The 23,790-nt window shown below is 61.5% G+C and carries 24 protein-coding genes; 15 read left to right on the top strand and 9 right to left on the bottom strand.

Going from position 1 to position 23,790, the window contains the following annotated elements; genetic code table 11:
• The first annotated feature begins 45 nt into the window (after positions 1 to 45).
• Positions 46 to 1,290 carry a lipoprotein-releasing ABC transporter permease subunit gene (locus V0R59_RS17355; protein ID WP_330074639.1) on the top strand — a complete coding sequence of 415 codons (1,245 nt, stop codon included), beginning with the start codon at positions 46 to 48 and terminating at the stop codon, positions 1,288 to 1,290.
• On the opposite strand, the gene V0R59_RS17360 is transcribed toward V0R59_RS17355, so the two are convergent.
• Positions 1,281 to 2,636 carry a heavy metal sensor histidine kinase gene (locus V0R59_RS17360; RefSeq protein ID WP_330074727.1) on the bottom strand — a complete coding sequence of 452 codons (1,356 nt, stop codon included), beginning with the start codon at positions 2,634 to 2,636 and terminating at the stop codon, positions 1,281 to 1,283. The two genes, V0R59_RS17355 and V0R59_RS17360, sit on opposite strands and share 10 nt — an antisense overlap.
• Positions 2,633 to 3,313, bottom strand: a complete 681-nt coding sequence (locus V0R59_RS17365; RefSeq protein ID WP_330074640.1) for a heavy metal response regulator transcription factor — start codon at positions 3,311 to 3,313, stop codon at positions 2,633 to 2,635. Before V0R59_RS17365 ends, V0R59_RS17360 begins: the two co-directional genes overlap by 4 nt.
• A gap of 149 nt (positions 3,314 to 3,462) precedes the next feature.
• Between V0R59_RS17365 and V0R59_RS17370 the strand changes: the two genes are divergently transcribed.
• On the top strand, positions 3,463 to 3,960 hold the full coding sequence (locus tag V0R59_RS17370) for a cupredoxin domain-containing protein (RefSeq protein WP_330074641.1): 498 nt from the start codon (positions 3,463 to 3,465) through the stop codon (positions 3,958 to 3,960).
• A gap of 57 nt (positions 3,961 to 4,017) precedes the next feature.
• Positions 4,018 to 4,848, top strand: coding sequence for an NADPH-dependent 7-cyano-7-deazaguanine reductase QueF (queF, locus tag V0R59_RS17375; protein ID WP_330074642.1), 831 nt, complete (start codon positions 4,018 to 4,020; stop codon positions 4,846 to 4,848).
• 117 nt (positions 4,849 to 4,965) lie between these two features.
• On the opposite strand, the gene V0R59_RS17380 is transcribed toward queF, so the two are convergent.
• Both V0R59_RS17380 and V0R59_RS17385 read right to left on the bottom strand, forming a co-directional pair.
• On the bottom strand, positions 4,966 to 5,229 hold the full coding sequence (locus V0R59_RS17380; RefSeq protein ID WP_330074643.1) for a DUF4404 family protein: 264 nt from the start codon (positions 5,227 to 5,229) through the stop codon (positions 4,966 to 4,968).
• A gap of 123 nt (positions 5,230 to 5,352) precedes the next feature.
• On the bottom strand, positions 5,353 to 5,943 hold the full coding sequence (locus V0R59_RS17385) for a phosphonoacetaldehyde phosphonohydrolase-related protein (RefSeq protein WP_330074644.1): 591 nt from the start codon (positions 5,941 to 5,943) through the stop codon (positions 5,353 to 5,355).
• Positions 5,944 to 6,119: 176 nt separating this feature from the next.
• Between V0R59_RS17385 and V0R59_RS17390 the strand changes: the two genes are divergently transcribed.
• A complete protein-coding gene (locus tag V0R59_RS17390; protein ID WP_330074645.1) occupies positions 6,120 to 6,824 on the top strand; it encodes an MlaA family lipoprotein in 705 nt (234 codons plus the stop codon).
• Positions 6,825 to 6,881: 57 nt separating this feature from the next.
• On the opposite strand, the gene V0R59_RS17395 is transcribed toward V0R59_RS17390, so the two are convergent.
• Positions 6,882 to 7,181 carry a PilZ domain-containing protein gene (locus V0R59_RS17395; RefSeq protein ID WP_330074646.1) on the bottom strand — a complete coding sequence of 100 codons (300 nt, stop codon included), beginning with the start codon at positions 7,179 to 7,181 and terminating at the stop codon, positions 6,882 to 6,884.
• 273 nt (positions 7,182 to 7,454) lie between these two features.
• Between V0R59_RS17395 and rssB the strand changes: the two genes are divergently transcribed.
• Together rssB and rssC are read left to right on the top strand one after the other, a co-directional pair.
• Positions 7,455 to 8,639, top strand: a complete 1,185-nt coding sequence (gene rssB, locus V0R59_RS17400) for a two-component system response regulator RssB (RefSeq protein ID WP_330074647.1) — start codon at positions 7,455 to 7,457, stop codon at positions 8,637 to 8,639.
• Complete coding sequence (gene rssC / locus V0R59_RS17405; RefSeq protein ID WP_330074648.1) at positions 8,636 to 9,118, top strand: anti-sigma factor antagonist RssC; 483 nt, start codon at positions 8,636 to 8,638, stop codon at positions 9,116 to 9,118. Before rssB ends, rssC begins: the two co-directional genes overlap by 4 nt.
• A gap of 39 nt (positions 9,119 to 9,157) precedes the next feature.
• On the opposite strand, the gene V0R59_RS17410 is transcribed toward rssC, so the two are convergent.
• From V0R59_RS17410 to dusA, 3 genes are all read right to left on the bottom strand, one after another.
• The gene (locus V0R59_RS17410) at positions 9,158 to 11,050 is read right to left on the bottom strand and encodes an alkaline phosphatase D family protein (RefSeq protein ID WP_330074649.1); all 1,893 of its coding nucleotides are present in this window, start codon (positions 11,048 to 11,050) and stop codon (positions 9,158 to 9,160) included.
• Positions 11,051 to 11,133: 83 nt separating this feature from the next.
• The gene (gene tal / locus V0R59_RS17415; protein ID WP_330074650.1) at positions 11,134 to 12,060 is read right to left on the bottom strand and encodes a transaldolase; all 927 of its coding nucleotides are present in this window, start codon (positions 12,058 to 12,060) and stop codon (positions 11,134 to 11,136) included.
• Between the two features lie 116 nt (positions 12,061 to 12,176).
• Positions 12,177 to 13,175: a tRNA dihydrouridine(20/20a) synthase DusA gene (gene dusA, locus V0R59_RS17420; RefSeq protein ID WP_330074651.1), complete on the bottom strand. Its 999-nt coding sequence runs from the start codon at positions 13,173 to 13,175 to the stop codon at positions 12,177 to 12,179.
• A gap of 559 nt (positions 13,176 to 13,734) precedes the next feature.
• Here dusA and V0R59_RS17425 point away from each other — a divergent pair.
• The 8 genes from V0R59_RS17425 to V0R59_RS17460 all read left to right on the top strand — a co-directional run bounded on the left by V0R59_RS17425 (position 13,735) and on the right by V0R59_RS17460 (position 21,743).
• A complete protein-coding gene (locus V0R59_RS17425) occupies positions 13,735 to 15,069 on the top strand; it encodes an HlyD family secretion protein (RefSeq protein WP_330074652.1) in 1,335 nt (444 codons plus the stop codon).
• Positions 15,070 to 15,111: 42 nt separating this feature from the next.
• Positions 15,112 to 15,330: a response regulator transcription factor gene (locus V0R59_RS17430; RefSeq protein ID WP_330074653.1), complete on the top strand. Its 219-nt coding sequence runs from the start codon at positions 15,112 to 15,114 to the stop codon at positions 15,328 to 15,330.
• 98 nt (positions 15,331 to 15,428) lie between these two features.
• Entirely contained in the window at positions 15,429 to 15,734 is a 306-nt protein-coding gene (locus V0R59_RS17435) for a hypothetical protein (protein WP_330074654.1), read from the top strand.
• Positions 15,735 to 15,756: 22 nt separating this feature from the next.
• Positions 15,757 to 15,936 (top strand): hypothetical protein, encoded by a 180-nt coding sequence (locus tag V0R59_RS17440; RefSeq protein ID WP_330074655.1) that lies wholly within the window; start codon positions 15,757 to 15,759, stop codon positions 15,934 to 15,936.
• Positions 15,936 to 17,090: a JmjC domain-containing protein gene (locus tag V0R59_RS17445; protein ID WP_330074656.1), complete on the top strand. Its 1,155-nt coding sequence runs from the start codon at positions 15,936 to 15,938 to the stop codon at positions 17,088 to 17,090. The genes V0R59_RS17440 and V0R59_RS17445 overlap by 1 nt, the downstream gene beginning before the upstream one ends.
• Positions 17,091 to 17,177: 87 nt before the next feature.
• The gene (locus V0R59_RS17450; RefSeq protein WP_330074657.1) at positions 17,178 to 19,244 is read left to right on the top strand and encodes a peptidase domain-containing ABC transporter; all 2,067 of its coding nucleotides are present in this window, start codon (positions 17,178 to 17,180) and stop codon (positions 19,242 to 19,244) included.
• Positions 19,245 to 19,253: 9 nt separating this feature from the next.
• Positions 19,254 to 20,648, top strand: a complete 1,395-nt coding sequence (locus V0R59_RS17455; RefSeq protein WP_330074658.1) for a TolC family outer membrane protein — start codon at positions 19,254 to 19,256, stop codon at positions 20,646 to 20,648.
• A gap of 93 nt (positions 20,649 to 20,741) precedes the next feature.
• Positions 20,742 to 21,743 (top strand): Fic family protein, encoded by a 1,002-nt coding sequence (locus tag V0R59_RS17460; RefSeq protein WP_330074659.1) that lies wholly within the window; start codon positions 20,742 to 20,744, stop codon positions 21,741 to 21,743.
• Positions 21,744 to 21,840: 97 nt separating this feature from the next.
• On the opposite strand, the gene V0R59_RS17465 is transcribed toward V0R59_RS17460, so the two are convergent.
• Positions 21,841 to 22,728, bottom strand: a complete 888-nt coding sequence (locus tag V0R59_RS17465) for a LysR substrate-binding domain-containing protein (RefSeq protein ID WP_330074660.1) — start codon at positions 22,726 to 22,728, stop codon at positions 21,841 to 21,843.
• Between the two features lie 101 nt (positions 22,729 to 22,829).
• On the opposite strand from V0R59_RS17465, the gene V0R59_RS17470 reads away from it, so the two are divergent.
• Positions 22,830 to 23,780: a DMT family transporter gene (locus V0R59_RS17470; protein WP_330074661.1), complete on the top strand. Its 951-nt coding sequence runs from the start codon at positions 22,830 to 22,832 to the stop codon at positions 23,778 to 23,780.
• Positions 23,781 to 23,790 lie beyond the last annotated feature (10 nt).

Consider the following 23,790-nt stretch of genomic DNA (forward strand, 5'->3'; position numbering starts at 1 on the left):
GTCGCCGGGTGCCCTGTCGTTTTCCTTGCCTGGGTGCATCACTTCATGTTCAGACCCCTGTCAATCTTCATCGGCGCGCGCTACACCCGCGCCAAGCGCCGCAACCATTTCATTTCGTTCATCTCCATGACCTCGATGATCGGCCTGTCCCTTGGCGTGCTGGCGATGATCACGGTGTTGTCGGTGATGAACGGTTTCCAGCGCGAAATGAGTTCGCGGATCCTTGGCATGGTGCCCCACGCCATGATCGTCGGGGTCAACCCGCTGGACGACTGGCAGCCGGTGGCCGCCGCCGCGCTGAAGAATCCCGAGGTGATCGCCGCGGTGCCCTTCACCGAGATGGAAGGCATGCTCTCCTACAAGGGCTCGATGCAGCCGATCCAGGTCAGCGGCATCGACCCGGCGCAGGAAGGCAAGGTGTCCATCGTCGCCGACCACATCGTCCAGGGTCGCCTGGAAGACCTCAAGCCAGGCGAGTTCGGCGTGGTCATCGGCGAGATCACCGCCCGGCGCTTCCGCCTCAACGTCGGCGACAAGCTGACCCTGATCGTCCCCGAAGTGAGCAGCGCGCCGGGCGGCATCACCCCGCGCATGCAGCGCCTGAACGTGGTCGGCATCTTCAAGGTCGGCGCCGAGCTGGACGGTTCCATGGCCATGATCCACGTGGCCGATGCTGCGGAGATGCAGCGCTGGGCGCCGAACCAGGTGCAGAGCGTGCGCCTCAAGCTCAAGGATCTGTACGCGGCACCGGCGGTGTCGGCGTCCATCGCGTCCGGACTGGGCGACCAGTACCGTGCCGATGACTGGACCCACACCCAGGGCAGCCTGTTCAGCGCGATGAAGATGGAAAAGACCATGATCGGCCTGTTGCTGCTGATGATCATCGCGGTGGCGGCGTTCAATATCATCGCCACCCTGATCATGGTGGTGAACGACAAGGGTGCGGACATCGCCATCCTGCGCACCATCGGCGCCACACCGGGGCAGATCATGGGCACCTTCATGGTTCAGGGCAGCCTGATCGGCGTGGTCGGCACCCTGATCGGCGGTGTCCTCGGCGTGGCCCTGGCGCTCAACGTCAGCGCCGTGGTTGGCTGGATCGAGCGGGTCAGCGGCCAGCACATCTTCACCTCCGACGTGTACTTCATCAGCTCGCTGCCGTCGGAGCTGCAATGGGGTGACGTGGCGCTGATCTGCAGCGCCGGCCTGGTGATGAGCTTCCTCGCCACCCTTTATCCGGCCTGGCGTGCCTCGCAGGTCGAGCCGGCAATGGCCCTGCGTTACGAGTGAGGCGTGTGGCTGGGCAGGTCGATGACGAACCGGGTCCAGCCGTCCGTCGATTCCGCGCCGATGCTGCCGCCATGGGCCTGGACGATGGAGCGGGTGATGGCCAGACCCAGGCCCGCGTGTTCGCTGCTGCCGGCCCGGCGTGCCGGGTCGGCGCGGTAGAAGCGGTCGAACAGGCGCGGTAGCTGCGCGGCGTCGATCGGTTCGCCGCGGTTGGCCACTTCCAGGCGGATTCCACCGCTGCTTTCCCTGATATCCACCGTGATCTCGCCACCCGCCGGGGTGAAGCGCAGGGCGTTGTCCAGCAGATTGGACAGCGCCCTGCGCAGCATGTGGCGGTCGCCGGCCAGAGCGGCCTGGCCGCTACGCCGCAGGCTTACCTCGGCGTCCTCTGCAAGCGGCGCGTAGTACTCCAGCAGGGCATCCACTTCACCGTGCAGGGCCAATGGCTCGCGTGCCGGCATCAGCAGGCCGTGGTCGGCCTTGGCCAGGTAGAGCATGTCGTTGACCATCTGCGCCATCCATTGCAGCTCTTCCAGATTGCCGTGCAGCGCCTCGCGGTACTCGTCGAGGCTGCGCGGGCGGGTCAGGGTGACCTGGGTGTGGGTCAGCAGGTTGGACAGCGGCGTGCGCAGTTCGTGGGCGATGTCGGCGGAAAACGCTGAAAGGCGCTGGAAGGCGTCGTCCAGGCGTTCCAGCATGGCGTTGACCGTGGCCGCCAGCTCCGCCAGTTCCACCGGCATCTGCTCCTCCGGCAAGCGCGTGGTCAGCGAGCGCGCGGAGACGCTGGCGGCGATCTCGCCCATTTGCCGTAGCGGGCGCAAGCCGCTGCGCGCCGCCCAGATGCCGAGCAGGGCGGTGGCCAGGGCGCTGAGACCGACGGTCAGCCAGATCAAGTGCTGCATGCGCTGGAGGAAGTGCTGGTGGTGAGTGATGTCGAGGAACAGGGTCAGTTGCAGCGCCGGCAGTTGCACGCTGAGCCCGCGCCAGGCGGCATGCTCGCCGTGCAGGGTAGCCAGGCCGGGTGCGCTGGCGCCTTGCGGCAGGTCGGCGCGGCTGTCGAACCAGACCCGCCCGTCGTTGCCGCGCAGGCGCAGGGCCAGGTCGGTCTGGTGTGCCAGTTCTTCCTTCAGTTCCGGCAGCCGGGGCGCCAGTGCCGCCGGGCTATCGACGCCCTCGACAAGGCGTTGCAGTACCGGCAGGCGACTGTTGAGCAGTTGTTGGTCCAGTTCGATGAAGTGCGCCTCGCTGGCACGACTGAACAGGATTCCCGCCAGCAGCGAGACCACCGCCGTGCAGGCGGCGAACAGCAAGGCCAGGCGCGCGCCGAGGGACAGGCGCGGCATCAGCTCGGGCGCTCTTCGAGGACGTAGCCCATGCCGCGCACGGTGTGGATCAGCTTGTTGTCATGGGCGTCGTCGATCTTCAGGCGCAGGCGGCGGATCGCTACTTCGATGACGTTGGTATCGCTGTCGAAATTCATGTCCCAGACCTGCGAGGCGATCAGCGACTTGGGCAGCACTTCGCCCTGGCGACGCAGCAGCAGTTCGAGCAGGGCGAACTCCTTGGCGGTGAGGTCGATGCGCTGGCCGGTGCGTTCGACGCGGCGGCGGATCAGGTCCAGGCGCAGGTCGGCGACGCCCAGGCTGGTTTCCTGGGGCGGCGCGCTGCCGCGGCGCAGCAGGGTGCGGACCCGGGCCAGCAGTTCGGAGAAGGCGAAGGGTTTCACCAGATAATCGTCGGCGCCCAGTTCCAGGCCGTGGACCCGGTCTTCGACGGCATCACGGGCAGTGAGGAACAGCACCGGCACGTTGTGCCCGGCGTCGCGCACCGCCTGGAGGATCTGCCAGCCATCGCGGCCGGGTAGCATCACATCAAGGATCAGCAGGTCGTAGTCACCCGTCAGGGCCATGAACTGGCCGGTCTCGCCGTCGTTGGCCAGCTCGGTGCTGAACCCGGCTTCGCTGAGGCCCTGGCGCAGGTACTGGCCGGTCTTGGCCTGGTCTTCGACGATCAGCAGTTTCATGGAGCTCTCGGAGGATGGCGACGGTGACGTTATACCCGTCCGGCGCAATGGCCGGGGGAAGCTGACAAAGTTGTAATCTTTTCGTCAGGTCGATGCCAGCGCCAGCCTCGCACAATGCCGGCATGAATCGATCGCAACGAGGTACCCCCATGAAATCCGCACTTGCCGCCGCCGTTCTCGCGCTGTTCAGCCTGCCTGCGCTGGCCGCACCGGACCACGGCTTCGCCTTCGGCCAGCCGGCGCCGGCCGCCAAGGCCACCCGCACCATCGAGGTGACCCTCGGCGACATGTATTTCCAGCCGCGCAGCCTTGAGGTGAAGGCCGGTGAAACCGTGCGCTTCGTGGTGATCAACAAGGGCCAGGTGGCCCGTGAGTTCAACCTCGGCGACACGGCCATGCATGCCGCGCACCAGAAGGAGATGCTCGCCATGGCGCAGATGGATCATTCGCAGATGGGCCACGGTGGCATGGACCATTCGGCGATGGGCGGGATGCAGCACGACGATCCGAACATGGTCATGGTCCAGCCCGGCCAGCGCGGCGAACTGACCTGGACCTTCAGCAAGTCGGCGCCGATCGAGTTCGCCTGCAACGTGCCGGGGCACTACCAGGCCGGGATGGTCGGCACGCTGAACATCGCCCAGTGAGCCATGCAGGGCTCAAACCCGATAGACTAGGGCAATTTCGTCCTTCAGGTTTGAGCCATGCACCCCGCTGCAGAACACTCCCCGCTGGGTAAATCCAGCGAATACGTCTCCACCTACACGCCGTCCCTGCTGTTCCCCATCCCGCGCCTGGCGAAATGGGCCGAGCTGGGGGTCAGTGGCGACAACCTGCCATGGCAGGGCGTCGACTTCTGGAACTGCTTCGAGCTGTCCTGGCTGCTGCCGTCGGGCAAGCCGGTGGTGGCCATCGGCGAGTTCGCCATTCCTGCCGACTCGCCGAACATCATCGAATCCAAGTCGTTCAAGCTGTATCTCAATTCGCTGAACCAGACCGTGTTCGATTCACCGGAGGCGCTCCAGGCCTGCCTGGTGAAGGACCTCAGTGCCGCCGCTGGCAAACCCGTTGGCGTGCGCATCCGCAGCCTGGGCGAAGTGGCGGGCGAGGGTGTGGTCAGCCTGCCGGGCCAGTGCATCGACGATCTCGATGTCGGCATCAGCAACTACGAGCAGCCGCAGCCTGAGCTGCTGCGCTGCAATAAAGACAAACAAGTTGAGCAGGTGCTGCACAGCCACCTGCTCAAGTCCAACTGCCCGGTGACCGGCCAGCCGGACTGGGGTAGTGTGGTGGTGGAGTACCGTGGGCCGGAGCTGGATGCGGCGAGCCTGCTGACCTACCTGATCAGCTTCCGCCAGCATGCGGATTTCCATGAACAGTGCGTGGAGCGGATCTACCTGGATCTCAAGCGCCTGCTGGACCCGGAGCATTTGACGGTGTACGCGCGCTATGTGCGTCGGGGTGGACTGGATATCAATCCGTATCGGAGCATGGAGCCGGTCGAAGTGGATAACCGTCGTCTGGTGAGGCAGTAATCTGAAGAGCGCTACGGACCCTGTGGGAGCGGGTTCACCCGCGATTGCATCGGTGAATTCACTACCGTAATCGCGGGTGAACCCGCTCCCACAGGAGGCGCGGTGTTCTTTCGGATGTCAGATCCCCATGCTCTGCAGGCTCTGGACGATGTTGCGCAGGGTCGCGGTCAGCCCCGGGTGATCGACTTCGAAGCGTTCTACCGCGAGGTTCACGCCGTCCACCAGGTTGTTGTCCTGAGTCGCCGCCTCCAGTTGCAGCTGGGCTTCGATCTGCTGCATCAGTTCTTGCAGGTGCTCGCGCTCTTCCAGGGACAGCGGCGGGTCTTGTTCCAGTTGCTCGCGCAGGGTGGTGAGTTGCTCTTGCAGTTCGCGGGCAGGCATGCTGATCTCCCTTATCTCGATAGGCACAGCCATTGACCCCGGCCGACGGCGAAAGGTCCCTGGCACGCTTTTCAGAGTAATCCACCCGGCTGCGCTTTGCATGATCCGCGTCAAGCGTATGTTTCAGGGTTTTTCACCCTTCAGCCGACGCTGGCTGATATCCGTCAGGCAGTCCGCCAGTTCCTGCAGATGGTCGATCACCGAGTGCACGCCGAGGCCGAACAGCTGCAAGGTGGCCTTGCCACGCTTGTGTTCGCGCTGCCTGTCGTCCAGCGCCTGCCATTCCGTTTCCGACAGCCCGCACAAGGGGCCGCAGGCTGCCAGGCCGATGGTCCACAGGCCGGCATTCAGCCCGGCCTGGAGCAGGCGCGGCTCGCCGCTGATAAGCACGCAGCCGTCCAGTTGCCCGGCGTCGATATGCATCAGGGCTTTCCAGCAGGCGTCCGGTGCCGGCCAGGGCTTGGCATCGCCATGATGGATGGCCTGCAGCCAGTCGGGCAGGGGGCTGCTCAGGTGCTTGCCGTGGTCCGGGGCGACATCGTCCAGCCAGGCGCAGGGCACGTCGTGGCGGCGCAGCCAGTCGAGCACATCGAGAGCGCCGGGGGTGGGGAATACCTGCACATCCTTGGCAGCCTCCTGGCTGCGCCCGCCGAAATCGACCAGGCAGCCACGGAGTCCGAACAACAGCGCAGTGAAGGCGGGAGCGTGTGGCATGGACAACATCCCTGAAATAGCAGGGACGTTACCGAGCATCCATGACGTTTTGGTGACGCCCTGGTGAATACAGCGGCGTCAACTATTTGCGACGCGGACGCCATGAAGCTTTATACTCGCTCAATTTGGCGCGGGGCATTCGCCGCCCCGTTCAGTGTGCATCCAGGAGAATAGCTATGCGTGGGATCGGTACGGGAGTGCTCGATCGTTGGTTCCGGGCCGGTGTCTGCGCGACTGCGCTGCTGGCCCCTTTCGCTGCCCAGGCGGCCACCGAGGAGGACCCTTGGGAAGCCGTCAACCGGCCAATCTTCCGTTTCAACGACACGGTCGATACCTACGCGCTGAAACCCATCGCCCAGGGCTACCAGTGGGTGACCCCGCAGTTCCTGCAGGATGGCGTGCACAACGTCTTCCAGAACCTGGGTGACGTGACCAACCTGGCCAACAACATCCTCCAGCTCAAGCCACGGGCGGCGGGTATCGACACCGCGCGGCTGATCGTCAACACCACCTTCGGTCTCGGCGGCTTCTTCGACGTCGGTACCAAGATGGGCCTGCAACGCAACGACGAAGACTTCGGCCAGACCCTCGGCTACTGGGGCGTCGGCAGCGGCCCGTACGTGATGCTGCCGCTGCTCGGCCCGAGCACCGTGCGCGACGCCATCGCCAAGTACCCGGACACCTACACCGAACCCTACCAGTACATCGACCACGTGCCGACCCGCAACACCATCCGCGCCGTCGATGTGGTGGACACCCGGGCCAGCCTGCTGTCGGCCGAGAAGATGATCCGCGGCGACAAGTACAGCTTCATCCGCAACGCCTACCTGCAGAACCGCGAGTTCAAGGTCAAGGACGGCGAGGTCGAGGACGACTTCTGATTCGTCGCTACGGGCAATGCAGGAAAGGCGACCTTCGGGTCGCCTTTTTCGTTGCGCTCAGTGCATCTTCAGGATGCGCAGGCCGAGTTTCTGCAGGTTGTCCGGCTGATCCGCGATCCACACCACCTGGGTCGTGGCTTCCAGGCCCTTGAGGGCCGGATGGTCCGACTCGATGCGGACCAGCAACTGGTCGCCGACCTTGAATGTTCGTGGTGCCTGGATCTGCATGCCGCTGCTGGACAGGTCCAGGCACACCGCCGCGACCACCTGCTCTGCATGGATCAGGGTGACGTCGGCGTCGACCCGCATCCGGATGAAATCACGCTTCTCGCTGTAGCCGTCGAACGTCTGGTTCATGCCTTGATCCTTACATTGAGTTGCCACAAACCGGGTTTTTATAACTCCCGGTGATTTGCGCTGTAAAGAGCGGCGCGACAGCGTCGCCGCATGCTTGAAACGCCTGACGGATGGGAGTACCGTCTGCGCCTTACAGGGCACCTCTGCGGGTTGTCGGTCGGACGTTTCTGACCTACAACTCAGATAGACAGAGTGGCTAGAAGAGAATCCAGTACGTGTGCTCCAGCCTGTCGAGCCGCCTACGCCAACCTATTTCTGGCGCCGTTTGCCCACATGCAGAAAACCAGTGCAACGCTGCTGATAATCGATGACGACGACGTGGTGCGCGAAAGCCTCGCGGCCTATCTGGAAGACAGCGGTTTCAGCGTCCTGCAGGCGAACAATGGCCAGCAGGGTCTCGAAGTGTTCGAACAGGATCGGCCCGACCTTGTGATCTGCGATTTGCGCATGCCGCAAATGGGCGGGCTGGAGCTGATTCGCCAGGTGACCGAGCGTGCCCCCGACCTGCCGGTGATCGTGGTCTCCGGCGCCGGTGTGATGAACGACGCCGTCGAAGCCTTGCGCCTGGGCGCCGCCGACTACCTGATCAAGCCCCTGGAAGACCTCGCCGTGCTCGAGCACTCGGTGCGCCGTGCGCTCGATCGTGCCCGCCTGGTCCTGGAAAACCAGCGCTACCGGGACAAGCTCGAAGCCGCCAACCGCGAACTGGAAGCCAGCCTGCACCTGTTGCAGGAAGACCAGACCGCCGGGCGCCAGGTGCAGATGAACATGCTCCCGGAAAGCCCGTGGCACTGCGGCGGGTTCGCCTTCGAGCACCAGATCATTCCGTCGCTCTACTTGTCCGGTGACTTCGCCGACTACTTCCGGGTCGACGAGCGGCGCATTGCCTTCTACCTGGCGGACGTCTCCGGTCACGGTGCTTCGTCTGCGTTCGTCACGGTGCTGCTGAAATTCATGACCACCCGGCTGCTCTTCGAATTCAAGCGCGCCGGTTCGCTGCGGGACTTCAAGCCATCGGAAGTGCTCGGGCACATCAACCGCGGCCTGATCAACTGCAAGCTGGGCAAGCACGTGACCATGGTCGGTGGCGTCATCGACGAGGACACCGGCCTGCTGACCTACTCCATCGGCGGCCATCTGCCGCTGCCGGTGCTGTTCACCCCGGGGCAGGGCCGCTACCTGGAAGGCCGTGGCCTGCCGGTCGGCCTGTTCGACGAGGCGACCTACCAGGATCATGTGCTGGAACTGCCGCAACAGTTCAGCCTGACCCTGCTCTCGGACGGCATTCTTGACCTTTTGCCGGGCGAGACACTCAAAGATAAGGAAGCGGCCCTGCCTGAGATCATCAGGGACGCTGGCGGCAGCCTGGATGGCCTGCGGCAACGATTCGAATTGGCTACGCTTGGGGAGATGCCGGATGATATCGCCCTATTGGTGTTGAGCAGGAACCTTCAATGAGTACCGGTAGAATCCAGTTCGCCGAACAGAACGGCACCTTTGTTCTGAAGTTTGTCGGTGAAGTGCGCCTGACCCTGTGTTCGGCGCTGGATGCAACTATTGAAAAGATCTTCACCGCGCTGAATTTCTCGGCGATCGTCATCGATCTGACGGAAACCCAGAGCATCGACAGCACCACCCTGGGCCTGCTGGCCAAGCTGTCGATCCTGTCGCGGCAGAAGGTCGGCCTGTTGCCGACCGTGGTCACCACCCACGCCGACATCACCCGCCTGTTGCAATCGATGGGCTTCGACCAGGTGTTCAACATCGTTGACCGGCCGATCCCGTGCCCCGAGTGCCTGACCGACCTGCCGTCGCAGGACCAGGATGAAGATGTGGTGCGCTCCAAGGTGCTGGAGGCGCACAAGATCCTCATGGGACTGAACGACTCCAACCGCGAAGCGTTCCATGACCTGGTGAGCGCGCTGGAGCGTAGCTGACCCTTGCCTTCGGGGGCCTTGTCGCCAGCGATGAGGTCCTCAGTCCTTGCGCAGGAACTCGGTCTTTTCCGACCCGTCCGCATTCAGCTGGAACACCCGCTCCGGTTGCCCCTCGTCATTGAAGAACACCTGCCCCAGCCCCGCGCTGTTCCATAGCCGTTCCCCGGACTCGGCCCGGCTCGGCACCCTTGGTACCACTTCCATCAGGCGCCGCCGGGTAAACCAGTTCAGCGGCGAACGCGGCGAGTACAGCCAGCGGTTGAGCCGGTCGAAGACCTCCAGCAGCCGCGCCGGAAACTGGTTCTTGATGCCGCTGCTGGTCACCTGCCACAGGTGCGGGCTGCGCTGGCGATGGCGGATCAGCACTTCGTAGACGAACGAGTAATGCACGTCGCCGGAGAGCACCACGTAATGCCCCGGCGTGCGCGAATGGCGGAAGATGTTCAGGATCACCTGCGCCGCGCCGCGATGGGCCATCCAGTTCTCCGCATCCACCAGCAGCGGATAGCCGCACCAACTGAAGACCTTCTGCACCGTCTCGATCAGCTTCACGCCGAAGATCGGCGCCGGCGAGACGATGACCGCCGAGGGATGATCCAGCAGTGCCTGTTGCAGCTCGCAGAGTGCTTCCCAGTCGAGCAGGCCGGACGGCCTGGCCAGGTTGCTTTCGCTGCGCCAGCGCCGGGTGCGGGTGTCCAGCACCAGCAGGGTGGGGGTGGTGGGCAGGACGTAGTGCCAGTTCTGGAAGCGCAGCAGGTCGTCGATCAGCGCATCCTGCCGGGCGCCGTCCAGGTGCCCTTCGCTGGCGAACAGCGCCTGGCATTTTTCCAGCAGGTCGCCGAAGGCATCGGGGTTGTTGCCCCAGGCCTGGCACAGCAGGTAGGCCAGCAGGGCATTGCCGATGATCCGCCGCGAGAACGGATGGCCATAGGCGGTCTTTTCCCACTGCGCCGAGAGGTTCCAGTCATCGGTGATGTCATGGTCGTCGAAGATCATCAGTGTCGGCAGGTGCGCCAAGGCGCGTGCGACACCGCCGAGTCCGTCGATGAATCCTTCCAGGCACTGCTGTTCCTGGCGATAGCGGGCTTGCTGGGCGGCGCTCAGCGCCGGCATGTCCGGGGCGATCAGGGTCCACGGCACTGGCGACCAGACCAGCAGGTACATGGCCAGGGTTTCGGCGAAGGTCACCAGGTGGTTGTCGGCGCTGCTGCTGGTGAAGATCGGCTTGCGCACACCGCCGAAGAAGCGTTCGCGCAGGGTCTCGTTGCTTTTCAGCGCTGGCAGCAGTTCGCCGCGCTGGTAGTAACTGGCCGGGTGCGTGTAGAGCTCGACGCTGTCGCGAACCACGGCACCCTCCAGGCATTCCTCGAACAGGCCGAGGCGCTGGATCAGGCGGTGGATGGCGCGCAGCATCGGCCCGGCGACGTCGTCGGCGTAGACCTGGTCGCCGCTCATCATCAGCAGCGCCGGTCGTTCGCTGGCCTCATGCGGGCTGGCCAGCAGGCGGTCGGCGCAGAGCAGGCCATCGGCGGCGGGATGGTGCGGCTTGCGGCAGGAGCCGTGGAGCAACTGGTCCAGGCGCGAGCGCACGACAAAGTCCGGCCGCGTCGCGCCGTCGTACAGCAGGTGCGGCGCCCACCCCGCGATGCCTTCGCCGTCCAGCAGCAGGTCGTAGCCGATGCGCTGGTCGCAGGGCAGCAGGGTCTCCAGCTGGATGTCCATCAGGTGCATGAACGCATGCCGGCCCACCGGCAGGATCCGGCAGCGCGGGCCTTCCAGGGGCAGAACCAGCGGCTCGGTACCGGGGCAGTGCAGGTGCAGTTCCGGCACGAGGGGACGCGTGGCGACCAGCCAGAAGACGAGGCGCGTGGTTTCAACCCGGCGCAGCAGCGGCCCGGCGAGTACCAGCGGCAAGCTAGGGGAATCGGACATCAAGGCGGGGATCGTTTGCCAGTAGTTGCGAAAGACGCGGGACTTTCCGCGCTGTCGCGACTACTGGCAAACCGATATTTGTATCAAGCTTTTGCAGAAAGCAAGGCTTCGAGCTTTTCCTGGTCGCGGGCGAACAGGCGAATGCCCTCGGCCAGTTTCTCGGTGGCCATGGCGTCTTCGTTGAAGGCCCAGCGGAAGCGGCTTTCGTTAAGGTCTACACGCGGCTCGCCCTGGGCGCCCGGCTTGAGCTGGCGTTCCAGGCTGCCCTGGTCGTCGCTCAGTTGTTGCAGCAGTTCGGGGCTGATGGTCAGGCGGTCGCAGCCGGCCAGTTGCTCGATCTGGCCGATGTTGCGGAAGCTGGCGCCCATGACGACGGTGTCGTAGCCATTGGCCTTGTAGTAGTTGTAGATCCGGGTCACCGACTGCACGCCCGGGTCTTCGGCACCGACGTACTCCTTGCCGGTGGACTTCTTGTACCAGTCGTAGATGCGCCCGACGAACGGCGAGATGAGGAATACCCCTGCATCGGCGCAGGCGGCGGCCTGGGCGAAGGAGAACAGCAGGGTCAGGTTGGTCTGGATGCCTTCCTTTTCCAGGACCTCGGCGGCACGGATGCCTTCCCAGGTCGAGGCCAGCTTGATCAGCACGCGATCGCGGCCGACACCGGCCTTGTCGTACAGCTCGATCAGTTGCCGGGCCTTGGCCAGCAGGGCCGGTTCGTCGAAGGACAGGCGGGCATCGACTTCGGTGGAGATGCGTCCCGGGATCGCCTTGAGAATGCCGCTGCCGACCGATACGGCGAAGGCATCGCAAGCCAGGTCGACATTGCCCTTGCTGCTGGCGATGGCCTGGGCCAGCAGGTCGGCATAGCCGGGCAGGGCGGCGGCCTTGAGCAGCAGGGAAGGGTTGGTGGTGGCATCGACCGGCTTGAGGCGACTGATCGCGTCGATATCGCCGGTGTCGGCGACGACGGTGGTGAACTGCTTGAGTTGTTCCAGCTTGGAAGTCATGAGCGTGCTCTGTCCTGTGCGGTGCAACGACATTACCCGAGCCCCGTCGGTGGCTCAAGGCCAGCCTGACAGGGTTTTGGCGGTATGTCTTCGAGTGCCGCGGGGCGCGCTGGTTCCTAGTGGCCTTTTAGCAATTCGGCGGCCTGGTCCAGCAGGCCAAGGGGGTCGTTGGTCTTGTGCACGTCCACCGAGAGCAACTGGCGGAAACGCCGTGCACCCTTGAAGCCCTGGGCCAGGCCGAGCACGTGGCGGGTCACGTGGTGCATGGCGCCGCCGGCGGCCAGGTGCGCGGCGATATAGGGTTTCAACTGCTCCAGGGCTTCGCTGCGGCTGATCACCGGGGCTTCGCTGCCGAACAGCTGCTGGTCCACCTGCGCCAGCAGGTACGGGTTGTGGTAGGCCTCGCGGCCGAGCATCACGCCGTCGAAGGTCTTCAGGTGCTCATGGCACTCTTCGAGGGTCTTGATACCGCCGTTGAGGATGATTTCCAGGTCGGGGAAATCCTGCTTCAACTGCGCCGCGATGTCGTAGCGCAGCGGCGGGATCTCGCGGTTTTCCTTCGGTGACAGGCCTTCGAGGATGGCGATCCGCGCATGCACGGTGAAGCTGCGGCAGCCGGCATCGCGCACCTGGCCGACGAAGTCGCACAGCTCGGCGTAGCTGTCGCGGCCGTTGATGCCGATGCGATGCTTGACCGTCACCGGAATCTGCACCGCGTCGATCATCGCCTTCACGCAATCGGCCACCAATGCCGGATGGCCCATCAGGCAGGCGCCGATCATGTTGTTCTGCACCCGGTCGCTGGGGCAGCCGACGTTCAGGTTGACCTCGTTGTAGCCCGCCACCTCGGCCAGCTTCGCGCAGGCCGCCAGGTCGGCTGGCACGCTGCCGCCCAGTTGCAGGGCCAGCGGGTACTCGGCGGCGTCATGGCCGAGGAACCGCGCGGCATCGCCATGCAGCAGGGCGCCGGTGGTGACCATCTCGGTGTAGAGCAGGGCGTGGCGGGAGAGCAGGCGCAGGAAGAACCTGCACCGCCTATCAGTCCAGTCCATCATCGGCGCCACGCTGAAGCGGCGGGACAGGGTGGCGGGGGTTGTCGCGGATTCTGTGAGCATGGGTCGGCTACGTGGCTTCGGCGCGTCGGACACTTTGGGCGGGACACGGCGTGGAGATCAAGGAAAGGCGGGCAGTTTACCAGATGGCGGGGTGTTCGCCTGTAGCGGCATGAGTCCAGTGAGTTGATGGAGCGCCTGAATCAGGCAAGCCGTCCGGTGTTCACCAAGTAAACGGCCTGACTTGAAGCGATATCGATATATTCAATTTGATTTGGCCTTGAAAGTTTGGGGCGTGTTTTATTTGGTTCTCTTCCAATTGATTTCGTGCTTGGTAGCGTTTCGAAGGTTTCAAGTCCGTGCGTGGGCCGGATTTCTACCTGCCAGAAATTCCTGGGCGTCACGCCCAGGGTGGTGCTGAAAAATAAAACCTGAAAATCTATCCTTGGAGCTTCAAGAATTCAATTCCTCGTTTGTAATGGAATGTTGTGCGTCGTGCGCCTATTACGATTCAGTACATTTCAATAGTTTCACCGGGCTAATAACGACCGACGGTTGATTGGTTTTTATCCATTTTTACTCTGAAACATAAAGATACAGAATTGAGGGTGACTCAACCTGTTTGAAAACATTGAATTATAGCGATTCGCCCTGGAAGGGTGCTTGCCGAGTGATTGATGTGGGTCAAGGGAATAGCCTGTTCAGAAGTGAAGTAAATCCACTCCGGAAGAAATCTTATCTGGGTGATGTATTGATACAGCAGCCACTGAGTTTCTTTGTAGTTGCTGTAATAGGCGTGATGTTGGTTTGCCTGATTCTGGCTATTGCCTTCTTTGGCACCTTCACGAAGAAGTCCACGGCCAATGGGATCTTGATGCCAGAGCACGGAATGCTGCGATTAAGCTCTTCTGCCAGCGGTGTTATCAGGGATGTGCTGGTCAAGGAAGGTGAGTTCGTGCAAACAGGCCAGAAACTATTTGTTCTCTCTGGGGAGCGGTTCGGACGTAACGGAAAAACGCAGTCAAGAATCTCCCAGGAACTGAATCATAGAAAAAGGCTTCTTGTAGCATCCCTGGGAATATCGGAGGCTCGCGCCGCATCCCAGAAGAAGATGATAGATGAGCGCCTGAAAGGGATCGCTTCCGAAAAGAAACGATATGCGGAGGAGGCTCGACTACTGGAGCGTAGAATTTCCCTGGCCAAGGCTCATTTCGAGCGGCAACGGAGATTGGTCGAGGAAAAGTTCGTTTCGCTGGCGCAGTCCCAGCAAGCCGAGGCGGAAGTGCTGGCGTTGCAGGGGCAGCTTCAAGCCACCAGTCACGCGATGGCTGCGCTGCTCAAGGAACAATTGGAATTGGATACGAGGCGCCACGAGGTGGAGCTTCAATACCAGTCAGAGATTGCGGAAGCCGAGAGTGCGCTGAGCAGCGTACATCAGGATCTGGCCGAGAGTGAGGTCAGGGCCGAGCAGATCGAGGTTGCGCCATTTTCCGGAATGATAACGGGGTTGAATGCACAAGTCGGACAGTTGGTGTCGCCCGGCAACCTGCTGTCCAGCCTGGTCCCGAAAGACGCCAGTCTGATTGCCAGCATCTACGTTTCGGCGAAACAGTCCGGCTTTATCGATGTTGGCCAGAAAGTATCGATCAGGTATGCCGCTTACCCGTATCAGAAGTTTGGAATGGGCCATGGAACGGTGGTCACGATCGCGAAAAGCCCCTATGCGATACAGGAGTTGCCTCCCCATGTTGGAAGTGCCCTGCAATCACTCGCGACTGATTCGTCCCAGCTCTTCTATCAAGTCAGCGTTGCCCTGGACACTCAATACGTCAGCGTCTATGGCGCACAGACGCTTCTTCAAAGCGGCATGCTGCTTGAGGCCGATATCATGCAGGACACGCGAAAATTATACGAATGGGTACTTGAGCCGCTGTTTTCCGTCAGTGGACGAATGTGATTGGAGTTTGAACTGGAGTGATAGGCACAAGGATTTAAAGGAATGATGACAAAGCGGGAGCTGGAAGTTCTGGAGCTGTTGGTCAAGGCCAAGACCAACAAGCAGATTGCAAGTGATCTGAATATCAGCGTCTATACGGTTCGCGATCATGTTTCTTCGCTGATGCGCAAGGCAAATGTCGGGTCGCGCACTCAACTTGTCTTGATGGCCGTTGCTTCGAACGAGAGCGGGAAAATGTTTTTTCGTGCGGCCAGTTGTTGAGGTTACCCCTACGCTTGTAGGACAGACACTGTTCTGGCGGTCTGTTAGCGTGCACTGCAACTGTTGAGTTCAATAAAAGCCTGAAATGGGGTGAAGGGATGCGGGAACTGGATATCAGGGAAATGGCACTTGTCAGTGGCGGTACCGTGCCGGTCATGGTCGGCGGCGCGGTCGTCGGGGCCGTCGGCTATGCGGGCGCTGTAGTAGGAGGACAAGAGTTTTCCTGGGGAGAATTGGGATTGGCGGTAGTGTCGGGAGCAATCGCTCCGGCAATGGTCGGCGGTAAGGTGGCGGCGGTAGTGACTGCTGAGTTGCTGCATGCCATGAACTTTGCTTTTGCAGCGGGTGTTCTGTCGGGCGCCATCAGCAATCAGGACGAGGCCGGAACCAACTACGGCCGCTGATAAATCATACAAGGAGGTAACCATGACGGATTGGGCCGGTTTCACCATCGTCAGTGCAATAGTTGTCATTTGCCTGGCTCGTGTCTACAAGGCACGTACTCAACGAAGTGTCACACCTTTTTCCGCGCTTCTGCTCGTGCCGCTTATCGTCGTGCTGACCGGGGTCCTCACGGCAGCCTGGCGGGCGTTCCAGGAGACATGATGAGTGCTGATTTCATTGGCGGTCTGGACGCCCGGGATTTCCTGGCGAACACCTATGGCAAAAAACCAGCGGTGTTCCGGGGTTCCTTGAACTCGACCCTCATTGGCCCTGCAGAAATGAACGACTTGTTTCTCCAGGCCGATTGCTCGAATGACGATTTCAAGCTGGCCTTTGGCGGGCGGCTCGTCGAGAAGGCCGACTACGTCGAGCGCTATGTGCACCTGGGCGTCGAACGTTCCAGATTGAAAAAGCATGCGGTCTACGATTTCTTGTCGAAAGGCGCCACCGTGATCGTCAATCGTATCGAGCGATGCGACAAGGTTGCCCGGCTGGAGCAGGAAATTTCGAAACTGACCGGCCATCGTTCCTTGACCAGTGGCTACCTTGCCTATCGTTCGATGGACTCTTTCAAGAGTCACTGGGATACCCGCGATATCTTCGTATTCCAGTTTTCCGGACGCAAACGCTGGGTAATCAACGAGCCGACGTTCAGAGACCCCTTGTATATGCAGCAAAGCAAGGACTTCGAGGCCGTTTTTTCACCGCCCGACAATGTCTACATGGATGTGACGCTCGAACCGGGTGACATGCTCTACGTGCCACGCGGGTGGTGGCACAACCCATCCCCGGTAGGTGAGAAAACCTTTCATCTGACCGTTGGCACCTATCCGCCAACCGGCCTGGACTATGTCAACTGGCTGATGATTTTGTTGCCCCAGGTAGAGAGTGTGCGTCGTTCACTCGATAACTGGGAGGCTGACAAAGAAACAGTCAAGGACATCGCTGCAGCGCTGGGTAACCTGGCCGCGAGTCCGTCGAGTTATGAACAGTTCATGAAGTCCCATCACCACAAGTGGGGCGTGCAGGGCCGCTTGAGTTTCGATTTGATGATGGATGACGACCAGCCTGTTTCGCCCTTGGCGATGCTGGATGTCTCGCCGTGTCTCGTTGTGAACTCGCGCACCGAGACAGCCACGATCAATGATTGCACCCTGTCGGTGGCGGGGACGCCGGGCGTGGTCCTGGGCTACTTGTCCAGTGGCGTGGCGCGTTCGATGGAAGATATCTACCAGTTGCTCGCACCGGCAGGACGCTCCGAGCTGTCCCGTGTCGTGCGAGAGCTGGTTAGGCATGAGGCAGTCTACGTTCGTTAGATTGAACGCTTCCTGATACTCCACAGTGATCTATTCCGATACCAGAGGCCCGCATGCTGCGGGCCTTGATTCATAAAATATAAATATATGAAAGTTGTTCTGCAGTCTGAAAGCCAGGAGTGCGGCCTGGCCTGCCTCGTCATGATCGCAACCCATCACGGTCATCATCTCAGTCTCCTGGAGGCGCGCCAGCGTTTTTCCACCTCACTCAAAGGCGTCACGGTTGGGCAGGTGGCCCAATACGCACAAGCCATTGGTTTTTCATACCGTGCGTTGAGGGTCGATCTGGAAGAGCTGGGCCAACTGAAGGCGCCGTGCATACTGCATTGGGACATGAACCACTTCGTGGTATTCGAAGGGATGAAAGGAAAGAGGGTCGTCATTCTCGATCCGGCTGTTGGGCGGCGCATCCTCAATCTTTCCGACGTGTCCAGCCACTTTACCGGTGTAGCGCTGGAGCTGACCAAAAACGCATCTTTCAAGTCGGCCAGGAAGGCCGCCAGGATCAGCCTGAGAGAATTGCTCGGGCGCGTGATCGGATTGAAGCGTGCAATCACAAATATTCTCGGGCTCGCACTGGCGCTGGAAGTAATCGCGTTGCTATCCCCCCAGGTGACTCAATGGGTGGTGGATGGCGCATTGGTGACGGGCGACAGTGATCTGCTTCTCCTGGCGGTGATGGGCGGTGCGCTGCTATTGCTGATTGATTTCTTTCTAAGGATGGCAAGGGGCTGGATCGGACTGAGGATCAACCAACAGTTGACGTTGCAATGGACGACCCATTTATTCGGTCACCTGTTGAGGCTCCCTTGGCCATTCTTCGAAAAAAGACACCTCGGCGACATAACCGCCAGGTTTCAATCATTGAATGCCATACGCCAGGCGCTGACCAACGGGGCGATCACGGCAATATTGGACGGGCTGGTTGCATTGGTAACCCTCGCGATGATGTTGCTGTACAACCCGGCGCTCACCGCAGTCGTATTGTCGGCTCTGGCCCTGTATGGCGGGCTCAGGGGCGGCTTCTACTTTCCGCTCAGGAAAGCGTCTGAAGAACGCATCGTTCTATCTGCACGGGAAAATTCCTATTTTCTCGAGACCCTGCGAGCAGCACTGCCCTTGAAGTTGTTCAATTCCGGTGCCCAACGACTTTCCACCTGGCAGAACCTGCTGGTCGATGTACAGAATCGGGATCTGGAAACCCAGAAGATCGTGTTGCTGTTTGCCAGCCTGAATACTCTTATTTTCGGCTTGGAAGGCATGCTGCTTTTGTACTTTGGCGGCCATGACGTCTTGAGCGGGGATTTGACGCTCGGCATGTTGCTGGCTTTCCTGGCCTATAAATCACAGTTCACCAGCCGCTGCAGCAAGTTGATCGATCTCGGCGTGGAGATTCGCATGTTGTCGCTACATGCCGAACGCATAGCCGATATCGCACTCGAGGCTCCAGAGCCCGAAGCCAGTCATGAATATGATGTCACCCACTTGCCGTCTTCCATCGAGCTGCGCGGTGTCTCGTACAAATATGCTGACGGGGAGCCTTGGGTAATAAGGAATTTCTCCCTGAGCATTGCGCCAGGCCAGTCCGTTGCCATTGTCGGTCGGTCGGGATGTGGCAAGAGCACCCTGTTCAAGATGATTCTGGGTTTGATCGCTCCCACGGAAGGGGAAATTCTGATTGGCGGGGTTCCTGTCTCCCAATTGGGCCCTGGCGTCGTCAGGGATCTTGTTGGCGCAGTCATGCAGGAAGATCAATTGATGGCAGGGTCGCTGGCGGAAAATATCTGTTGCTTCGACCCGACGGCCGAACTGAGTCAAATAGAACATTCCGCCCGGCTTGCCAATATTCACAAGGCCATTTCCAGGATGCCGATGGGTTACCAGACAATGGTTTCGGAGATGGGCAGCGGGCTCTCCGGAGGGCAGCGGCAGCGATTGATGCTGGCAAGGGCCTTGTTTAAAAAGCCGCACATTCTCGCCCTGGATGAAGCCACCAGCAACCTGGACCTGCACAGTGAGCAACACGTTATCGAAGCGCTGAAAGAGATGAACATGACTCGGATCATCATCGCGCATCGCAAGGAAACACTCTCTTTCGTCGACCGTGTGGTAACGATAGCCAATGGCGAGATCGTTGCTGATGAGTCTCTGTGAATGCCTCCCATGCCGCTGATGCTCCTGTGTTTCGCCCTGTTGTTCACTGTGCTTCCAGCGCCCGCCATGTCTGCGGCGAGGGACGAGGGCACGCTGTTGTTCGCCTATGAGATGGCCAGGACGCACGATGCGGCGTATGCGGCGGCGCAGCTGGATTCCGATGTCGGGCGCGAGCGATATGTCCAGGGACGGTCGAGGCTTTTGCCGGAGATTTCACTGGATACCCAGCTGGCCAGGACGGAAACCGAATACAAGGTCGTAGGCGGACAGCTCGATCGCAGGGGCAATAACCAGAGTTTCGGTATACAACTTGTCCAGCCTGTCTTCCGCTGGCAGTCCTGGATAGCCTATGAACAGGGTGACAGGCAACGGATCCTGTCCGAGATCAAGGTAAGCATCGCCTCCCAGGATCTCAGGCTCAGGGTCGTTGAGGCCTACCTTGATTTCCTGACCTCCATGGAAACCCTGCGGGCACTGGATGAGCTAAAAGTGTCCTCTCGTCAGCAACTGGCCAGCGCGAAGAGGGGATACGAGCTTGGCGACGCCTCCATCGTTGACGTGCAGGAGGCGCAGTCCGGGCTCGACCAGGCCAATGCCAGCTTCATCAAGGCCAGAAGCACGATGGATATCGCCCGTGCCAGGATCGAGAAGATCACCGGCAGGCCCCTCTACGGTGCCAGGCTGCCTGCCAGGCCTGTCGAGCTTGAGCTGCACCGTCTGGGGGACATCCGTGACTGGATCAAGATGGCTCAAGTCGGCAATCTGACGGTTCAGCAAAAAGAGGTCTTGCTGAGTATTGCCGCGGGTGAAGTGCAGTCCAGGCGCGCCGAGGGCTTGCCGGTCGTGGACTTGGTGATGTCGCGCAGCATGCAGCAGAGCCCCAGCGCGTCCACGGAGCGAAGCGACGCCTCTTCCATCGGGCTTCGATTGTCGATGGCTATTTCTTCAGGCGGACGGACAAGCTCATCGGTGCGCGAAGCGAAGGCGCTGCACGCCCAATCAGAGTATGAGCTGGAGGACAATCGCCAGGCGGCTGCGCTTGAAGTGCGTGAGCATTGGCTGGGCGTCACCGATGGTGCTGCCTTGGTGAAAGCACTGGAATCGTCCGAGCGTTCTGCCAGCTCCGCGGTGAAGTCGAACATGCTTGGTTTTACGCTCGGTGCACGAAGCGGCATGGATGTACTGGAGGCGCAAACCAATCTGGCCGATGTAAGAGGCCAGTTGAGCAAGGCCCGGTACGAAACGCTGTTGTCCTACATTCGATTGAAGTCGTCCGTTGGCGGATTGAGCGATGAGGATGTCGTCTGGCTGGATGATCTGCTCTCTGACGCGACGGTCAGCTCCGACCCGAGAGGAATGTCACCAACTCTCGCCCATGGGCGCTCAACCCCTCCCACTCCCTGAAGCAGATGCGCAACTCCAGCGCCGCCATGGGCTGCGTTTGAGTAAGCTCCGGTTTCTGCCATCATGGAACGCCATTTCCGCAGGAGCGCACGCTTGAGCCAGTACCAGCCACCCCTGACCCTGACCCCGCGCATGTTGTCGCTGGTGGCTGAAATCGGCGAGCGCGTCGGGCTGCTGGCTGCCCGGCAGGAACAGGCCACGCCGCAGCTTCGGCGTGGCAATCGCATCCGTACCATCCAGGCGTCGCTGGCCATTGAAAACAATACCTTGAGTGTCGAGCAGGTCACGGCGGTACTGGACGGCAAGCATGTGCTGGGGTTGCCTCGCGAGATACAGGAGGTGCGTAACGCCTTCGCGGCGTATGAGGCCATGCCGGGCTGGCAAGCGGACCGACGTGACCATTTGCTGGCGGCTCACGGATTGCTCATGCACGGCCTGATCGACGATGCCGGTCACTATCGGCGTGGCGGCGTCGGCATCTACCGTGGTGAGCGCTTGTTGCACATGGCACCCCCGGCCAGTCGGGTGCCGCAACTGGTGGACGATCTGCTGGGATGGCTGGGACGTTGCGAACTGCACCCGCTGATCGCCAGTTGTGTCTTCCACTACGAGTTCGAATTCATCCATCCCTTCGCCGATGGCAACGGGCGCATGGGGCGACTCTGGCAAACCCTGCTGCTCAGTCAGTGGCGAGGGGTGTTGGCGTACCTGCCGGTGGAAAGTGTGATTCGCGAGCAGCAGGATGCGTATTACGAGGCGTTGGCGCTTTCCGACAAGCTTGCGGAAGCGACGCCGTTCGTTGAGTTCATGCTGAATGCGTTACGTCAGGCGCTGATTGAAAGTGCGGGCACCGAACAAGTAAGCGAGCAAGTAGACGAGCAAGTAAGCGATCAAGTAGCGCGCCTTTTGCGAGTGCTGGCATCGGGCGAGGCATTGAAAGCCGGCGAACTGATGCAGCGATTAGGCTTGAGCCACCGCCCGACCTTCAGCAAGAACTACCTCAAGCCGGCCCTTGCCGCCGGGGTGGTCGAGATGCTCGATCCCGCTTCGCCGCGTAGCCCGCTGCAACGCTATCGCAGGCCATTGCGAACCTGACCCTTCTGCAGAAAAACGCCGTTGGCGACAGGTTCAGTACCTGGGGAGCCCCTTGGCGCTTTCCGTCGCATTGAACTGGCGATTGCTTTATCGCCTCTCAGCGCTGTCCCGAAAGGAACGTCACCAACTCCCGCCCATGTGAACTCAACGCCTCCCATTCCCTGAAGCAGATGCGTAACTCCAGCGCCGCCCACCGTTCCTCCAGGACCACGCAGCGCACCGGCAACTCCTGCTCCAGACGCCGTGCGGTGGTCTCGGGGAGCATGGCGATACCGGCCCGTTGCGCCACCAACTGCGCAATGGCTTCGAAGCCAGGCGCGCGGACGCGGATCTTCAGGGGCATGGACAGGTTCATCGCCTTTTCCTCGACGAAGCGCTGCATGGCTCGTTCTGGTGGCAGGCAGACGAAGGGGTAGGCGAGGGCGTCGTGCAGATGCAACTGGCCGCGCTCCGCCAGTGGATGATCGATCGGCACCAGCAAGGCCAGGCGTTCGCTGCGGAACGGCACCGAGACCACGCCTTCGTTGACCAGGTTGCCGTCGTACACGCCAATCTCGCATTCGCCGCCACGCACCATGCGCAGGATATCCGTGCTCTTGTGTTCCACCAGGTGCAGGTCGATTTCCGGGTAGTCGAACAGGAATGGCCCGAGCACGCTGGGCAGGATGGTGCTGTTGCTCACGGTGGAGGCCGCCAGGTGCAGGATGATGCGCTTCTGCCCGGCCAGTTCCTTGAGCATGTCGTCCAGCTTGCGTGCCTCGCCGAGCACCCCGCGTGCCGACTCCAGCACCAGGCGCCCGGCCGGGGTCAGTTGCATGCCGTCGGCCTTGCGGGTGAACAGCACCAGGCCGCTGCGTTCCTCGAACTGGCGCAGGCGCATACTGGCAGCGGACACCGCCACCGGAAAGCTCGCCGCCGCCTTGCTCAGGCTGCCGCTTTCGGCGATGGCGGCGATCAGGCGCAGGTCGGGCAGGTCGAAGTGCATCAGGGGTTCTCCAATTCAGAATGCCCTGTTCGGAAAAAAGCGATTCTGGCGCGGTGGCGTTCTGTTCAGAATAAGCCTGTCACATTCTGGTGCAGACCTCCATGATCACCTTGCCTTCCCCGATCCAGCGCTCCCTCGACAATGGCAGCCTGTACGCCGTGCTTGCCGCCCTCGGTTTCAGCTTCAAGGCGATCTTCGTCAAGCTGGCCTACGCCGCCGGCACGGTGGACGCCATCACCTTGCTCGCCCTGCGCATGGGCATTGCCCTGCCGCTGTTCGTCTGGCTGGTGTGGGCCAGCCGGCATCACGACAATGCGCCGCTGACCTGGAACAGCGCCGGGCGCGTGCTGTTGCTGGGGCTGTTCGGCTACTACCTGGCGAGCCTGTTCGACTTCTATGGCCTGCAGTACATCAGTGCCGGGCTGGAACGGCTGATCCTGTTCACCTACCCGACCCTGGTCCTGATCTTCCAGGCCGTGGCCCTGCGCGAGCGGCCGACCCCGCGGGTGCTGGCGGCCATGGGCCTGTGCTACCTCGGCCTGGGCATCGCCTTCGTGCATGACGTGAGCATTTCCGGCATGGGCAACCAGGTGATCCTCGGTTCGCTGTGGGTGTTCGCCAGCGCGGTGACCTATGCGCTGTACTACTCCGGGACCGGCGTGATGCTCAAGAGCATGAGTTCCATGCGCCTGGCCGGGCTGGCGGGGACGGCGTCTTCGGTCATGGTGCTCGGGCACTACCTGCTCACCGGCGATTTTTCCCTGCTCGCACAACTGCCGCCGGCGGTGTGGCTGAATGCACTGCTGATGGCGATCTTCTCCACCGTGCTGCCGATCTGGTGGGTGTCGCTGGCGATCCAGCGCCTGGGGGCGACGCAGACGGCGGCGGTGGGCAATCTCGGGCCGGTATTGACAGTGCTGGGCTCGTGGGCACTGCTCAGCGAGGAGATTTCCGCGTATCAGATTGCCGGCCTGGCGCTGGTGCTGTTCGGGGTTTCCCGGCTCAAGCCGGGGAAGCCGAAGGTGGTGGTGGGGAGGGATGTGGCGGCTTGAGGTTGTCCGG

It is taken from the genome of Pseudomonas ulcerans (assembly GCF_036324125.1).
In the GTDB taxonomy this organism is placed as follows: Bacteria; Pseudomonadota; Gammaproteobacteria; order Pseudomonadales; family Pseudomonadaceae; genus Aquipseudomonas; species Aquipseudomonas ulcerans.

What these genes read in the sequence shown, in the direction of transcription:
- V0R59_RS17355 (WP_330074639.1), top strand. Translation starts at nt 46, where the DNA reads ATGTTCAGACCCCTGTCAATCTTCATCGGCGCGCGCTACACCCGCGCC.
- V0R59_RS17365 (WP_330074640.1), bottom strand. Translation starts at nt 3,313, where the DNA reads ATGAAACTGCTGATCGTCGAAGACCAGGCCAAGACCGGCCAGTACCTG.
- V0R59_RS17370 (WP_330074641.1), top strand. Translation starts at nt 3,463, where the DNA reads ATGAAATCCGCACTTGCCGCCGCCGTTCTCGCGCTGTTCAGCCTGCCT.
- queF (WP_330074642.1), top strand. Translation starts at nt 4,018, where the DNA reads ATGCACCCCGCTGCAGAACACTCCCCGCTGGGTAAATCCAGCGAATAC.
- V0R59_RS17380 (WP_330074643.1), bottom strand. Translation starts at nt 5,229, where the DNA reads ATGCCTGCCCGCGAACTGCAAGAGCAACTCACCACCCTGCGCGAGCAA.
- V0R59_RS17385 (WP_330074644.1), bottom strand. Translation starts at nt 5,943, where the DNA reads ATGCCACACGCTCCCGCCTTCACTGCGCTGTTGTTCGGACTCCGTGGC.
- V0R59_RS17390 (WP_330074645.1), top strand. Translation starts at nt 6,120, where the DNA reads ATGCGTGGGATCGGTACGGGAGTGCTCGATCGTTGGTTCCGGGCCGGT.
- V0R59_RS17395 (WP_330074646.1), bottom strand. Translation starts at nt 7,181, where the DNA reads ATGAACCAGACGTTCGACGGCTACAGCGAGAAGCGTGATTTCATCCGG.
- rssB (WP_330074647.1), top strand. Translation starts at nt 7,455, where the DNA reads ATGCAGAAAACCAGTGCAACGCTGCTGATAATCGATGACGACGACGTG.
- rssC (WP_330074648.1), top strand. Translation starts at nt 8,636, where the DNA reads ATGAGTACCGGTAGAATCCAGTTCGCCGAACAGAACGGCACCTTTGTT.
- V0R59_RS17410 (WP_330074649.1), bottom strand. Translation starts at nt 11,050, where the DNA reads ATGTCCGATTCCCCTAGCTTGCCGCTGGTACTCGCCGGGCCGCTGCTG.
- tal (WP_330074650.1), bottom strand. Translation starts at nt 12,060, where the DNA reads ATGACTTCCAAGCTGGAACAACTCAAGCAGTTCACCACCGTCGTCGCC.
- dusA (WP_330074651.1), bottom strand. Translation starts at nt 13,175, where the DNA reads ATGCTCACAGAATCCGCGACAACCCCCGCCACCCTGTCCCGCCGCTTC.
- V0R59_RS17430 (WP_330074653.1), top strand. Translation starts at nt 15,112, where the DNA reads ATGATGACAAAGCGGGAGCTGGAAGTTCTGGAGCTGTTGGTCAAGGCC.
- V0R59_RS17435 (WP_330074654.1), top strand. Translation starts at nt 15,429, where the DNA reads ATGCGGGAACTGGATATCAGGGAAATGGCACTTGTCAGTGGCGGTACC.
- V0R59_RS17440 (WP_330074655.1), top strand. Translation starts at nt 15,757, where the DNA reads ATGACGGATTGGGCCGGTTTCACCATCGTCAGTGCAATAGTTGTCATT.
- V0R59_RS17445 (WP_330074656.1), top strand. Translation starts at nt 15,936, where the DNA reads ATGAGTGCTGATTTCATTGGCGGTCTGGACGCCCGGGATTTCCTGGCG.
- V0R59_RS17450 (WP_330074657.1), top strand. Translation starts at nt 17,178, where the DNA reads ATGAAAGTTGTTCTGCAGTCTGAAAGCCAGGAGTGCGGCCTGGCCTGC.
- V0R59_RS17455 (WP_330074658.1), top strand. Translation starts at nt 19,254, where the DNA reads ATGCCGCTGATGCTCCTGTGTTTCGCCCTGTTGTTCACTGTGCTTCCA.
- V0R59_RS17465 (WP_330074660.1), bottom strand. Translation starts at nt 22,728, where the DNA reads ATGCACTTCGACCTGCCCGACCTGCGCCTGATCGCCGCCATCGCCGAA.
- V0R59_RS17470 (WP_330074661.1), top strand. Translation starts at nt 22,830, where the DNA reads ATGATCACCTTGCCTTCCCCGATCCAGCGCTCCCTCGACAATGGCAGC.